Source organism: Nostoc sp. 106C (assembly GCF_002154725.1).
Lineage (GTDB): Bacteria > Cyanobacteriota > Cyanobacteriia > Cyanobacteriales > Nostocaceae > Aulosira.
Window position 1 is genome coordinate 1 of sequence record NZ_MTAW01000066.1, and the last position, 13166, is coordinate 13166.

The following is a 13166-nucleotide window of genomic DNA, read 5'->3' on the forward strand; positions in this document are numbered from 1 at the left end:
ACTAAACAAAAAACCGAACAATTATTTTGGAGGGGGCTTGGGGGACGCAACCGTCCCCCAATCGGGGGTTTGGGGGAGAATCCCCCAAATCTTGGTTTTTGTTCGACAGATGAGAACTCTTATCACCTTAACTGAACCGTATTGGTCTATTGGTTATTTCTCCCTTGTATCCCTTGTCCCATTTCTCCCTTCCCCTTTCCCCATTAGCGCTCCTGGCGCACACCACCAACAACTGGCCTAACTTGTTCTCCAGAGAAGGGATCTGTACCACCAATCCAGTTAAAATCACTAATTCGGAAGCTAATGCCGCCTAATTCCAGCACTGGATTGTAACGTAATGTCAGCCCATAGGTACGACGGCTATATTCCACAATATAGTCAGTGCTAGTTTCTCTACCTGTATCTAAGTTAACAGATGTCTGAAAGCCTAAGCGAAATGGTCCATAGATTTGCTGTGTAATCCCAGCGCTCAGCACTCTATTGTCAACAGCGCGATCAAACAAAAAAGGCGATAATCCACTGGTGAAACCTTGGGAATAGGTAACATTAAAAGCGGTATAGTCGAAATACGGTCGCGAGAAATGACCAATCTGCCCTTCTAAGCCAATTGTGCCAATGAGGGTGCTTTGATTGTCACCATTTGTGTAATAAGTACTAGTACCAGTAACACCAGCGATCGCGCGCAAGTAGGGAACTACTTGGTTGGGTGTGTATCGTAATCCCCCAGTAGCAGTAGGTGGTAAGGGTTGTCCCTGCCAGAGTAACAAACCACCACTGAGAGCAGCACTACCTTGGAGGCGACCTAATGAGATGCGATCGTTTTCTCTATTAGGTTCTAGGAGGTCAAGGCGATCGGTGTTGGCATTAATATACTGAGCACCAGCCTGATAGCTGAGGTTAATGCCGCTGTTGCCTAGGGGAATCACAGGAGAAATAAGTACACCACCAAGACTACTTTGAACTGTTTGGTAGCCAAGAGTACCGTTATAGAGGCGATCGCGGTAGCTGTATTCTAGATTCAATAAATGAGGATTTTGATCGCCTAATGTCTGGCGCAACCGCAAACTCGCTTTGAGGTTATTTTCAACTTCACCTAAGTTGAGACTAGTTAACTCGCCTCTACCTTCAATTACAGCCTTGGGATTTAAAGTCACATTTAGTCTACTTCTGATCCCAAACAGCCCTGCTAAGTCTCCAGTACCTTGTTCAACGGCTTTTTGCACGAAAAACTGAGGTGCTATCGTCCAGCGTGTCTGGTCTGAAGTTACAGGTTCAAAGCCACGTTCAATATATAAACCACCACGCTGATCTGAATCAAAACCAGGGGTAGCGATCGCTGGAGTCACCTCACGTTCCCGGCGGTCAATCCTCTGCTGTTCTCGCGGAATACCGACAGCGAACTTCTGGTCAAAAACTAAACGTCCTTGCTGAGCTCTAACTCTATCTACTAAAGGTGCTTCACGTGTCAAAGTAACGTTAGCTGCTCGTAAAACTAGTTCTGGAGGTGAAAAAGGATCGTTAGTGATGCTGACATCTTTTGCTTGCCAACCGCGGGGATAAAATTCAATGCGTTCGGCCTCAAAGCGGAGGCGGTTGACTAAGCCCCCTGATTTTGGTGGGGGAATGTTTCTGGCATCCGTTCTGCCACCAACTGTAATATCAATTCCCCCAGGACTGCTGACTCCAGATAAGGGCTGATTGGAGCGAATGCGATCGCTGACTGGACGCTGTGGTATTCCTCCTGCTGTCACATCTGTGGGTAAGAAAGCGACATCTCTTTGTGCTGTGGGAACGTAAATTTCTCCCCTGCCTTTTTGCAGTTCCCCACTATCTTGAATAAAGTTATAAGTAAAACGTTGTCCTCGCAATACTTGATCGCCCCGTGTCAATGCTACGTTGCCTTCTCCTACAGCGATCAAGTTATCCAAATTTATTTGCAAGCGATCGGCATCTACCACTGCCCCATCAAATCGCACGACCACATTTCCTTCTGCGGTAACAATTCGGCGTTGGTCATCAAAAACTTGGCGATCGGAAATTACTTCCACCGTTCTTGGTCTGGTTGGGAGAGTTGTACCAGATGGTTGATTTTGTGGCTGATTCGTGCCTGCCCCCTGAGGTGCTGGGGTTGACTGACTTGGCGGTTGAGTTTGTTGCTGAGGCGACTGAAATTCTATGGTTGAGGGCGTTGCAGATCCGTTTGTTGGAGTGCGAGACTTGAATTCGATAATATTTTGGATTGATTGTGGTTCCGGTGTATTTTCCGCAGCCGATGGTACGATATTACTGTTTTTTGCTGGTTGCTCAGTTTGAGTATTACTTGGCTGTTGTGATTGGGCAACTTGTGCAGAGGGAAATAAGTTCTGATTGTTTGTAGCGTTTGCGACATGGAATGAAGCTGGGAACACCACTGTGACTGGCGCATCTAAGCTACTGCTGTCATTTTGTACAGGATAAGCGATCGCCAATGGCTGCCCCAACAATGCTGCACTTTTCGGAGCAATCAGGGGAGAAAACTCTGGTGGGAAGGTTTCTGGAGGATTAACTCTGGATAGAGTTGAGGAAACTACTAACTTATTGCGAGCCTGTTTCAGTCTTTCTGGCAAAGATAAAGACTTCTGCTTTTCCCCTACAGGTGAAGGCTGCGGTGTTGCTTGTTGTTGCTGGGATGTCTCTTGATTTTCCTGCGTCCCAGTGTCTGTTGCTATTAATGAATGAAACTTGCTATCACTAGCAGATGAGGTAGGGTTTGCAGGTTGTAACGCTTCCGTAATCGGAGATGGTGCAGGCGGCAGAACTGGATGAAGCATATTTCAGCACAATCAAGCTAACAAATAGCCAATGAATAGCCGGAAGGATGAACTACACTTTTTGCCTTCCGACTTAGCTTTCTGCCTATTTGCAGCAAGCTGGCCGGAGAAGAACACTACGCCGCCAAAAGAATCCGCTAGGAGGGTTTCCTTCTGGGTGAACTTTGGGAGTTCCCTCCCTGTAGCAAATGCTGTCAGCTTTGCCGATTCGCAGATGTCTGGAGGCTGGCTTCCCATACTTGTTGGGAAAACCCATCGTATTATATGGGTAAGCCCTATTAAAGCAAGTGTCCATAGCTTCTGGTGTCTTCGGCCTTCCGGCATTCCTACGCGGATTATCAGTCGCGCTTTTACTCTAAATCCCGACGACCGGGGTTACGAGCTGGATCGTTCGACAAAAATCCAAAGACGAAGATAGTCACAAAGAAGGCAACAACAATATAAACAGCGATTTTTAAAGTAAGCATCAGAGATATCTCCAAATGGTATGAGAAACAGAAAATTTCTCTCTCGGTATCTGCTAAGCAGAAAAGATAGCTCCTTTATATTACCCAAATCTTGTCCCTTTTTTGGAAGACTCTGGTGCGGTTGGAGAACCATTTCACCAGCGCATCATTGCTTCGGGTCGAGAGTTTGGCCGTGGTTTGCCTGTTTTTTAAATACCATGAACTTAGAAGTTGTGGACGTTGTTACTCTTGTGACGGTTACTAGCGCTATAGGTTTCCAAGTATGGACATAGAGTAGCTAGTTATCAAAAATAGCTATTTTTTATAGTCTGTCGTCCATCATAAGCGCAAAAAATTGGCTTCGCCTCAGTATTTATTGGTGTTAACAAAGCGCTCAAATCTAGCTTTTTCGAGGTTTTATCCTCACCAAGTTCCACAGGACTTAAGCACAAATTTGACTTGTAGAGGCTGGGCGTAAGGAGTAGAAGAATGTAACATTGTAATAATTTTGAACCCTACTACCATACATTCCTAAATCCCTAAACCTTTGGCAAAAACTATTTATTTTTCGTTCTCATGCGATAGTCTTTTGCAATTGAAGCTTTTAGAATTTTGAATTTTAAGGTAGCGCTACTAGCTTTTAGTGTCTTTTTATACATTATTAATGTGCGTTGTTCCTGATGGCTGCCTTATAGCACTAAATCCTGGCAAATACGGCTTTTGATAACTTGTGCAGGTATATCTATAGCAACAGAGAAGGGAGGATATTTTTGGTAACAACTGCGCCTGCACCAATGACACTATCTTGACCAATAGTGACACCATCTAATACGCTTCCCCGACTGCTATGACGGCTTTCTTGCCACGAATTTCTAGAGTATACTGCTCTAATCATGTTGCACACAGATGATTTACAGAACAAACAAATCACTCTTGAAATTACATGAGTGGTTTTTAACCAGAATTGCTCCTAAATATCAAATATTTTATTTTTAATTTTTTACGCATCAAATTATTAATATTGAGCTAATATTGTGTTTTTATAATTAATAGTAAACAAATATTTTATATACAAAAATAAAAAGCAATTTTAAATGTAGACTTTTACTTTCAACAATTCTGCAACTCATAACTGCATTTGATAATTTCCTTATGGTTTATACCATTTCATCTTAATAATGATACAAATATGCGCTTCAGGGTTTAGCAATGCTAAACCCCTACGAAAAATTTATGTGTATCAAGATTTTCGTGAATTAGTATTACACCTAACAATTTGTAAATCACCCGCTTGGATAACCCATTCGGGTGATGTGTGCTGAACACCGCTCATTATAAATTTTGAAGAAAACTTACAGATATTTCGCAGGCAAATTTACTCTAACCCACAAGAGCGATCGCTCAAAGTTCCATATCACTTTCAACTCCCACACTTAGTTAAGAAGTAGGCTTTTTATGAAAGAAATTGTTCAACAAGCTTTAAACACTGGCTATTTAAGTGTTACAGCCCAAAATCAGATCCGATTACTGCTGCAAAGTGATTATGACTCAGAAGACTTAGATGCCTACATCATTTTGCAGCGAGCTGTTGTGGCGGGTGATGTCAAGCAAGAACCACGTAGTCAAAAAGCCTCTCGCTCCACTACAGCTAAAGATACAACATCAAATATCAAACTTGCGTATCAGGTTGCAGCTGAGATTGCTTGTGTCGCAGCGATGGCTCTGACTATGCCAAAAAATACCAATGATTCTTCTTACTTGGGTGCATAAATTGTTACTTTTCCTTAGTCACTGGGTAAAACAAATGCCACCTACTTACACGACTAGCAATCAATACATTACAAAACTTTTTTCTCAAGCTAATAGAAATCCTCGACCAGCTTTATTAAGAAATAATTAAAATTATAATCTGACCAGAACTCAAAGCGGACTGTTTTCAGGTTGAGCTAAAACTCTTGAACAGAGCTTCTAGAGGGGTTCTTGCCAGTTATTGTCTGGTTAGTAATGAAATATAAAATAAATATAAATACTTAAAAAATTTAATACATACAAATATCTTTCTAATTGAGTAGAAAATCACATCAATAGTTAAGTTTTACAATACCAAGCATAGATCGCAGAAGACCTCTTAAGATAGAAAATACTGTTGGTGTAAACTCTAGCAACGCTGATAAGAATGATTCTCAATGCTTAACAAAGTCATAGCATTCTTACAAACATAGTATAAAGAATTGGCAACATTGGGTAAAGACAGTAAAAAATAACCTTAGCTAAACTTGGAGTTTTGCCAACCTATGCAGCCAATTCGTACATTCAACGTCTCTCCTTCTCTTCCGCCGCGACTCGAACCGCTGCGGCGGCTGGCATATAACTTGCACTGGGATTGGAACGTTGAGAGCAAAGATTTATTTCGCCGCCTAGATCCCGACTTATGGGAGTCTAGCCACCATAACCCGGTGTTAATGCTGGGTACTATCAGCCAAGGGCGACTTTTGGAAGTTGTTGAAGATGAAGGCTTCTTGGCGCAAATGGACAGAGCTGCTCGCCAGCTAGAAGATTATTTGCAAGAGCGCTCCTGGTATCAAAAACAGCGCAGCCAAAAGCCAAAAGAATGTTACGCTTATTTTTCTGCTGAATTTGGATTAGTGGATTGTCTGCCAGTTTACTCTGGAGGTTTGGGTGTTCTCGCGGGCGATCATTTAAAATCTGCCAGTGATTTGGGTTTACCCCTGGTTGGTGTAGGCTTACTCTACCAACAAGGCTATTTTGCCCAGTATCTCAATGCTGATGGTTGGCAGCAGGAACGCTATCCAATCAATGATTTCTACAATATGCCTTTACACCTGGAGCGTAATTCTGATGGTTCAGAACTACGCATCGCAGTAGAGTACCCAGGACGTAAGGTTTACGCTAGGGTTTGGCGGGTACAGGTGGGAACAGTACCACTGTATTTGTTGGACACCAACATTGAACCCAACAACCCCTACGACCATGACATCACAGATCAGCTGTATGGTGGTGACATTGATATGCGTATCCACCAAGAAATCATGCTGGGTATTGGTGGTGTCCAAATGTTAAAAGCTTTGGGGTATAAAGTCACTGCTTACCACATGAATGAAGGTCACGCAGCCTTCTCAGCCCTAGAGCGCATCAGGATGTTGATTCAAGAAGAGGGGTTGAGTTACGCTGATGCCAAACAAGTGGTAGCTTCCAGCAATATTTTCACGACTCACACGCCAGTCCCAGCGGGGATTGACTTGTTCCCGCCCCAGAAAATTTTGGACTACCTGAAATATTATGCAGCTATCTTTGGCTTGCCTGAAGAGCAATTTTTAGGGCTAGGGCGTGAAAATACAGGTGATTTATCAGCACCGTTCAGTATGGCGGTGTTGGCGCTGAAAATGGCAACATTTTCTAATGGTGTAGCCCAACTGCATGGCGTGGTATCACGGCAGATGTTCCAAGGGTTGTGGAAAAAGGTTCCTGTAGAGGAAGTACCGATCGCCGCAATTACTAATGGTGTCCATGCCCGTAGTTGTGTGGCCAAATCGACTCAGGAGTTGTATGATCGTTACCTAGGTCCAAATTGGTCCTCAGCACCACCAGATAGCCAGTTGTGGGAGCGAATGGATGCCATTCCTGATGAAGAGTTGTGGCGCAATCACGAACGCTGTCGACTCGATATGATTTTGTATGTGCGAGAGCATTTAGTGAAGCATTTACGCGATCGCGGCGCTTCTGCCTCAGAAATTGCTCAAGCCCAAGAAGTTTTAGATCCAAACGTTTTAACCATTGGTTTTGCACGGCGCTTTGCTACCTACAAGCGTGCTACTCTCTGGATGCGGGATCTAGAACGCATCAGGCGGATATTACTCGGTAATAAAAACCGGAAAGTACAATTTGTGATCGCTGGTAAAGCACATCCCAAAGATATTCCTGGTAAAGAACTCATTCGTGAGATCAATCATTTCATCCGCGAACAACATTTAGAAAAACAAGTAGTGTTTGTTCCCAACTATGACATTCACATATCTCGTTTAATGGTGGCTGGTTGCGATATCTGGTTAAACACGCCACGTCGTCCGCGGGAAGCCTCTGGAACCAGTGGAATGAAAGCCGCAATGAACGGATTGCCGAATTTAAGCGTCCTCGATGGCTGGTGGGATGAGGCTGATTATGTCCGCACTGGCTGGGCGATTGGACATGGAGAAAATTACGAAGATCCCAACTATCAAGATGAGGTAGAAGCCAACGCTCTCTACGATTTACTAGAGAAGGAAGTTGCACCGCTATTTTATGAGCATCGGGATGCTGATGGCTTACCTCGTCATTGGGTTGCCAAAATGAAGGATGCGATTCGCTTGAATTGTCCGTTCTTTAACACAGCCCGGATGGTACGAGAATATGCACAACGAGCTTATTTTCCAGCTAGCGATCGCTACCAGACTCTCACTGCTGATAACTACGCCCCAGCGAAAGAATTAGCAGAGTGGAAAGCCAAACTCAGCGAACACTGGTTCAATATCAGAATCAAAGATGTTGACGTATCAGCAGCAGCAGATATTGAGGTGAACCAAACCGTTGCAGTGAAAGCCAAGGTTGATTTGGCAACATTGACGAACAACGATGTGCAGGTAGAACTATACCAAGGTACAATCGATGCCAATGGTGATATAGTCAACGCTATTCCTGTAGTCATGGATTACCAAGGCGAGGATACCCAAAGTTTAAGTGTTTACACGGCTAATATCATTTATACAACCTCTGGTTTGCAAGGTTTGTCTTTGCGGGTATTACCGAAACACCCATACCTCTCTAATGCTTATGAGCCAAGGTTGATTGCTTGGGCTGAGTAAGAGTAACGAGTGCTGAGTGTTGAGTGCTAAAAAACTCATTACTCAGCACTCAGGGCAGATTTGGGGATGACAATGTAACCAGTGGTGCGATCGCCGGAAAAACAATGATACAAGCTTTAATATTTGACTTGGACAATTGTTTAGCTGCGGCCAACGAGTTTGGAGAGCAACTTTTTGCACCTGCGTTCGATGCCATCAGAAAGGCGAATCACGACGTAGTCTCTGAAGACTCACTGAACGCAGCGTTCGCTGATTGTTGGCGACATCCGCTAGATTGGGTAGCAACCAAATACGAATTTTCTGAAGCGATGCTGGCGGCAGGCTGGAAGGTATTAGCGACGACCGAGATCGAGCAACCGATGTATGGGTATGGCGATTTGGCGCTACTCTCGGAACTATCAGTTCGGTGTTTTCTGGTGACTTCTGGTTTCCGCCGTCTTCAGGAGAGCAAGATTAAGGCGCTTAATCTAGAGCGATTTTTTACAGCCATATATGTGGATGCAATTGACGAGCCGAACAGGAAAGGCAAGCAGGGAATTTTTGAATATATCTTGGATACTTATAAATTGAGACCGACGGAAGTTCTCGTGGTCGGAGACAATCCAGATTCGGAGATTCTAGTAGGAAATCGTCTGGGCATGAGAACAGCACAGACCCTCCGGGCGGGAGTGCCGCGTACAGACAAGGCAACTTTTTACATCCACTCTTTGTCCGAGCTAAAAGAGTTGTTGGTCGGTCTGGAAAATAATGATGACTAGGTGTGAAAACGGTAATCTTTTATTTGAAATTACACTACTTTACCCTGTGGGATAACAATGTAACCAGTAGTGCGATCACCCAATACTAAGTTACGTTGCTCACCCCAATACCACCAATGTGCAGCAACATAAGCGCAGATGAGGCTATCTAGCTGATCTTCGACTGCTTTCAGTGCTGCACCTGTGCGAGGAATTTCATAAATAAAACCACTTTCCAGACGCAGAGGTGGTTGGAGAGTAGGTAAGATATCAACAATATAATTGTAGAGTCTGATTAATTCTAAGCGGCGCTCACTCAAGCGTCCTTTTTTATATTTGAGAATGCGTTCTAAATTGAATAAATGAACTATTGCTGGATGAGGAAAAACTTCTATTTGATATCTACCAAGTTTTTGCGGTTCTATAGCTGGTGCGTGGGCAAAACCACGGGCTTCTAATTCTAAACCAAAGTTAACGGTACGTTCTGCAAAAGCTAAACCCAAATTGGCTGGGTAGCATCCAGCATGATATTTCCCAAAATATTTGTGGCTGAGTTTGTCTGGTAGGCGACTTCCACTAGCGTTAGGGATGAGGGTAGGTGCATCTACAGCAATGAGTGCTGGTTCTTCTGGTTGTACGTAAGTATCGATCCAGGCGAGGATATCTGCGATCGCTTCTTTACGATCTAAATCAAGGATCTTTAATTGTCCGTCGATTAATTCTAAACAGCATAGTCCGCTTGGTTGGGATTTCCAACCTAAATCAATGCCGAAAAATTTCATTGCCCAGCAGCCAATTATTTACAATATGTTCAGCCTGATCTTACAGTTTGATCCCATCTCTTTTGTGTTTTTGGCTTACACTAAAATCTCCTCTACCCTGTTGCAGGATTGGAGGAGAAATTTGGTAGGTACTATACTTATTTCAACACACACGAAATCAGAAGATTTTAAAAATTGCTAAAAGAATTAGATGCACTTTTGATATCTTAACCATGCATAGCGAAAATAGAGATTATGCAAGCTCACTGTTGAAGTAAGAGAAACTTCAACCCTATACATGCTGCTTTCTACGAAGCTGACGTTGCTGAGCCATGACAAAAGTTAAACCCGCCAAAACTAAACCAATTCCTCCTGATGATTCTGGTACAGACTGAAGATTTCCTTTCAGTGCTACGCCATCATTGCCACACTCCAAAAATATATTACTGACATAATTACCGCTACCGATTAAAGCTTTATCCAAAGAAAAGCCAATTGTATAATCTCCTAAAGCAGAGAAGTGAGAAAAATCTAGCCCAACATTAGTAAGATCCTGAGTACCAAGCATGGAGATATTTCCAACTTTTGTACCTGAACCGATCGCATTGAGAATGGGGGTATTGTCTTGAGTAGGATTACTGGCGATCGCAGATTTGTAATAGTAGTTGTAAACATCTTGTGTTGTAGCTAGGTCTGTACCTTGAGTGTTAGTCTTACCCCAGCCCCAGTCATAGTACCACTTCAAGTTGCTGTAGCCTCCATGTTGCGTAGTAGTACTCTTGGCTGTGACTCCTGTATAAACTCCAGTTTGCAGACTGTTGTCATAGTTGGCAAACCTGACACCAACAAGTTGACCATTTTGACTAGCTGTTTGAAAATCTTGACCTGATAAATTAAAGAACAAGTCACTCCAACCAATGTGGACTGAGTGACCAGGATTCCAGTAGTCATCAGAATCAGTAGTACCTGTCAAAGGCATTCCACCCGTCAGCGCGACATAAATCTTGTCGCCTGAATCTTTGATTGCCATACCTTTAATGTCAAAAGTGTCACCACCAGAGCCATCTCCAACGGCGTCAATACCGTAGTTCCAGCCGTTGTATAGTTGTCCAGCATTTGCCTGTTGGCCAGACAATGTTAGAAGACTGATGCTGACGGCTGTAGTAGCAAGAAGGAATTTTAAATTACGCATTATGATCAAGGCTGCTCTACGAAGCAGTGATATTTTTATCTTGCTAATAGCCTACTCAAGCTTGAATAAATTATGTAATGATAAAAATAAGGTTTTTTCCAAAAAGAAGTCAAACGTTTTTCTTCAAAAAGCACTTTTATGTAAGTGTTTTCTCTCAATAATTGCGAAAAAATAGTAAGTTTACTACGTGGCTAGATGCCAATAAATATAAACTTTATAAATAAATTTACTCCAGCCATCTTATTAGATTTGTGAACTTATCGGTAGAAGTAGGCAACAGGTAAAGCAGTGGCTCTTCATAAGTAACTGCTGTTAGCGCACAGTAGCGAGATACGAGCGTTACCCGTTCGCTGTTCGGTATATGCTGAAGGCGTTCTCGTTCCCTCAAAGAGGGTTCCCGCAGGCTAGGGTAACAGAGAAAGGATGAAAATGAGTAGGTCGTTTTTTGCAAAAATCAAATAAGATTCTTATGCCTTTCGATATATGCTCAGCAATTCAGTAAATATTGAGTAGGCTATGAGAAGATGCAAATTAGCAGTGTAGAGGTGTCTCAGGATCGTGAATAACATCAACCAGCTTTTGGTGCAGGCACAGATAGCACATGATGCAGCTGATTGGTCATTACTGATTCAATATTTACAGCAATTGATTCTGAAACAAGACTCTACAAATCCAGAAATAGTTAAAAATCGAGAGCAAATGCTGGAACTAGCACTCTCGATTTTAGAATTTGGAGATTTTCAACAACGTTGGGAAATTGCCAAGGTTTTTCTCCAATTAGGAAATATCGCTATCCCCCGATTAATCAAAATTTTAGAAGATGAAGACGCAGAAGAAGAAGTTCGCTGGTATGCAGCACGGATATTGTCAGAGTTTAAGCACCCAGATACGATCGCTCCTTTGGTGCAATTGTTAAAAAGTAGCGATAGTCAAGAACTTAAGGCGATGGCCGCAACAGCATTAGGGGAAATGGATACTCTGGCGATCGCTGCACTTTCTGAACTGTTAAGCGATGATGATACACGGCTTTTGGCTGTGCGATCGCTCTCTTACATCCGGCGAACTGAAGTAATTGCGCCTCTATTGAGTGTGATACAAGATCCCCAAGCCGCAGTCAGAGCCGCAGCAATTGCAGCCCTCAGCAGTTTCCACGATCAACGTATACCCCCTTTGTTAATCAAAGCTTTAGATGATTTCGCTACCCCAGTTAGACTGGCCGCAGTGCAAGGTTTAGGTTTTCGCTCTGATTTATGCGAAACCCTAGATTTGGTGACGCAACTCCAACCCAGACTTTATGACTTGAACGAAGATGTTGCTTGTGCAGCAGCAATTGCTCTGGCGCGCATGGGTGGTGATAATGCTGCTAAGTACTTATTTGAGGTACTGTTTTTACCTAATCAGTCAATCAAACTGCAATTGGAAACCATTCGCTCTCTTAGCTGGTTAGGGACTAGCTCAAGTTTGGAATATCTCCAACAAGCACTTAACCAAAGCTTATCGGAAACACTGTGGCAGGAAATTGTCACCGTTTTAGGAAGAGTACAACAGCCCGAATTAACTGCAATAGCCACAGAAATTTTGCTGAAAATGCTGCGATTAAAGCATCCAGCCACAGAAATTGCCAATATTAAAAGTGCGATCGCTCTATCTTTAGGTCAGTTAGGTCAGATACAGGCAATCGAATCCTTAATTTTACTACTAGCAGATCCAAATAAATCGGTGAGACTGCACGCGATCGCTGCACTTAAAAACCTAGCTCCGGAAGTTGCATACCAACGATTGCAACAGTTAGCACAGAACACCAAAATCACATCCGAGTTGCAAAAAGGAATAGCGTTCGCTTTAACAGAATGGTGATTATCTCCAAGTAAATAAGGCTAGTGGTTCAGAATAATTGATTGTGAGATGTTGTGAGATTTCCGACTTCTTGTAGACAGCCGTATGGTAGAAGTCGGGAATCGGAATCAATCTAATAATTATAGGTATAAATTCTCAAGCTAACTAACAAGCAGAAAAACCGTAGACGCAAATTTTGCTATTGGAAGTGATAGACTAATGTCTGTAAAACTGCTTGTTAAAAAAAAATTAACTTCATCAAGAATTACATAGTTTTCTACTTTTTTATTAACAATAAATATCGCCAAAACTGAATTTTAATTTTGACGTTTTCTTGAATAATCTAGAAGCGTTTACAGAAATAGAGCAAAACAAGCTAAGAATAATCAAGCATTTCTAGATTTGTTAATCATGCATTCTGGCATAGTCGGGTAATAGATCCATTCATCTCATTAATTAAAATGGCTGAAATACTTTAAAGCTAATTTTTGTAAGCTCACGTACTATTTAGGCAACATCAACATA

Annotated in this window: 9 protein-coding genes and 1 pseudogene; 4 read left to right on the top strand and 6 right to left on the bottom strand. The window is 42.7% G+C overall.

All coding sequences use genetic code 11. The features are described 5' to 3' along the window. Window positions 1–203: 203 nt before the first annotated feature. The 4 genes and pseudogenes from BV375_RS06285 to BV375_RS06300 all read right to left on the bottom strand — a co-directional run. The gene (locus tag BV375_RS06285) at window positions 204–2810 is read right to left on the bottom strand and encodes a DUF3769 domain-containing protein (RefSeq protein ID WP_086758431.1); all 2607 of its coding nucleotides are present in this window, start codon (window positions 2808–2810) and stop codon (window positions 204–206) included. Window positions 2811–2822: 12 nt separating this feature from the next. Next, a complete protein-coding gene (locus BV375_RS06290; protein ID WP_134075838.1) occupies window positions 2823–3047 on the bottom strand; it encodes a hypothetical protein in 225 nt (74 codons plus the stop codon). A gap of 113 nt (window positions 3048–3160) precedes the next feature. After that, window positions 3161–3277, bottom strand: a complete 117-nt coding sequence (locus BV375_RS06295; protein WP_015114068.1) for a photosystem II reaction center protein I — start codon at window positions 3275–3277, stop codon at window positions 3161–3163. 668 nt (window positions 3278–3945) lie between these two features. Next, window positions 3946–4091, bottom strand: a pseudogene (locus BV375_RS06300) (acyltransferase); the annotation flags it as partial. 620 nt (window positions 4092–4711) lie between these two features. Between BV375_RS06300 and BV375_RS06305 the strand changes: the two are divergent. From BV375_RS06305 to BV375_RS06315, 3 genes are all read left to right on the top strand, one after another. Next, the gene (locus BV375_RS06305) at window positions 4712–5026 is read left to right on the top strand and encodes a hypothetical protein (RefSeq protein WP_086758435.1); all 315 of its coding nucleotides are present in this window, start codon (window positions 4712–4714) and stop codon (window positions 5024–5026) included. A gap of 524 nt (window positions 5027–5550) precedes the next feature. Further along, complete coding sequence (gene glgP, locus BV375_RS06310; RefSeq protein ID WP_086758437.1) at window positions 5551–8115, top strand: alpha-glucan family phosphorylase; 2565 nt, start codon at window positions 5551–5553, stop codon at window positions 8113–8115. A gap of 23 nt (window positions 8116–8138) precedes the next feature. Then, the gene (locus BV375_RS06315; RefSeq protein WP_086758440.1) at window positions 8139–8873 is read left to right on the top strand and encodes an HAD family hydrolase; all 735 of its coding nucleotides are present in this window, start codon (window positions 8139–8141) and stop codon (window positions 8871–8873) included. 29 nt (window positions 8874–8902) lie between these two features. On the opposite strand, the gene BV375_RS06320 is transcribed toward BV375_RS06315, so the two are convergent. Then, window positions 8903–9634, bottom strand: coding sequence for a DUF429 domain-containing protein (locus BV375_RS06320; RefSeq protein ID WP_086758442.1), 732 nt, complete (start codon window positions 9632–9634; stop codon window positions 8903–8905). Window positions 9635–9905: 271 nt separating this feature from the next. After that, window positions 9906–10805 (bottom strand): XDD3 family exosortase-dependent surface protein, encoded by a 900-nt coding sequence (locus BV375_RS06325; protein ID WP_086758444.1) that lies wholly within the window; start codon window positions 10803–10805, stop codon window positions 9906–9908. Between the two features lie 555 nt (window positions 10806–11360). Between BV375_RS06325 and BV375_RS06330 the strand changes: the two genes are divergently transcribed. After that, a complete protein-coding gene (locus BV375_RS06330) occupies window positions 11361–12662 on the top strand; it encodes a HEAT repeat domain-containing protein (protein WP_086758447.1) in 1302 nt (433 codons plus the stop codon). Window positions 12663–13166 lie beyond the last annotated feature (504 nt).

Coding starts and splice junctions, on each gene's coding strand:
- BV375_RS06325 (WP_086758444.1), bottom strand. CDS start 10,805: ATGCGTAATTTAAAATTCCTTCTTGCTACTACAGCCGTCAGCATCAGT.
- BV375_RS06295 (WP_015114068.1), bottom strand. CDS start 3,277: ATGCTTACTTTAAAAATCGCTGTTTATATTGTTGTTGCCTTCTTTGTG.
- BV375_RS06305 (WP_086758435.1), top strand. CDS start 4,712: ATGAAAGAAATTGTTCAACAAGCTTTAAACACTGGCTATTTAAGTGTT.
- glgP (WP_086758437.1), top strand. CDS start 5,551: ATGCAGCCAATTCGTACATTCAACGTCTCTCCTTCTCTTCCGCCGCGA.
- BV375_RS06285 (WP_086758431.1), bottom strand. CDS start 2,810: ATGCTTCATCCAGTTCTGCCGCCTGCACCATCTCCGATTACGGAAGCG.
- BV375_RS06320 (WP_086758442.1), bottom strand. CDS start 9,634: ATGAAATTTTTCGGCATTGATTTAGGTTGGAAATCCCAACCAAGCGGA.
- BV375_RS06290 (WP_134075838.1), bottom strand. CDS start 3,047: ATGGGAAGCCAGCCTCCAGACATCTGCGAATCGGCAAAGCTGACAGCA.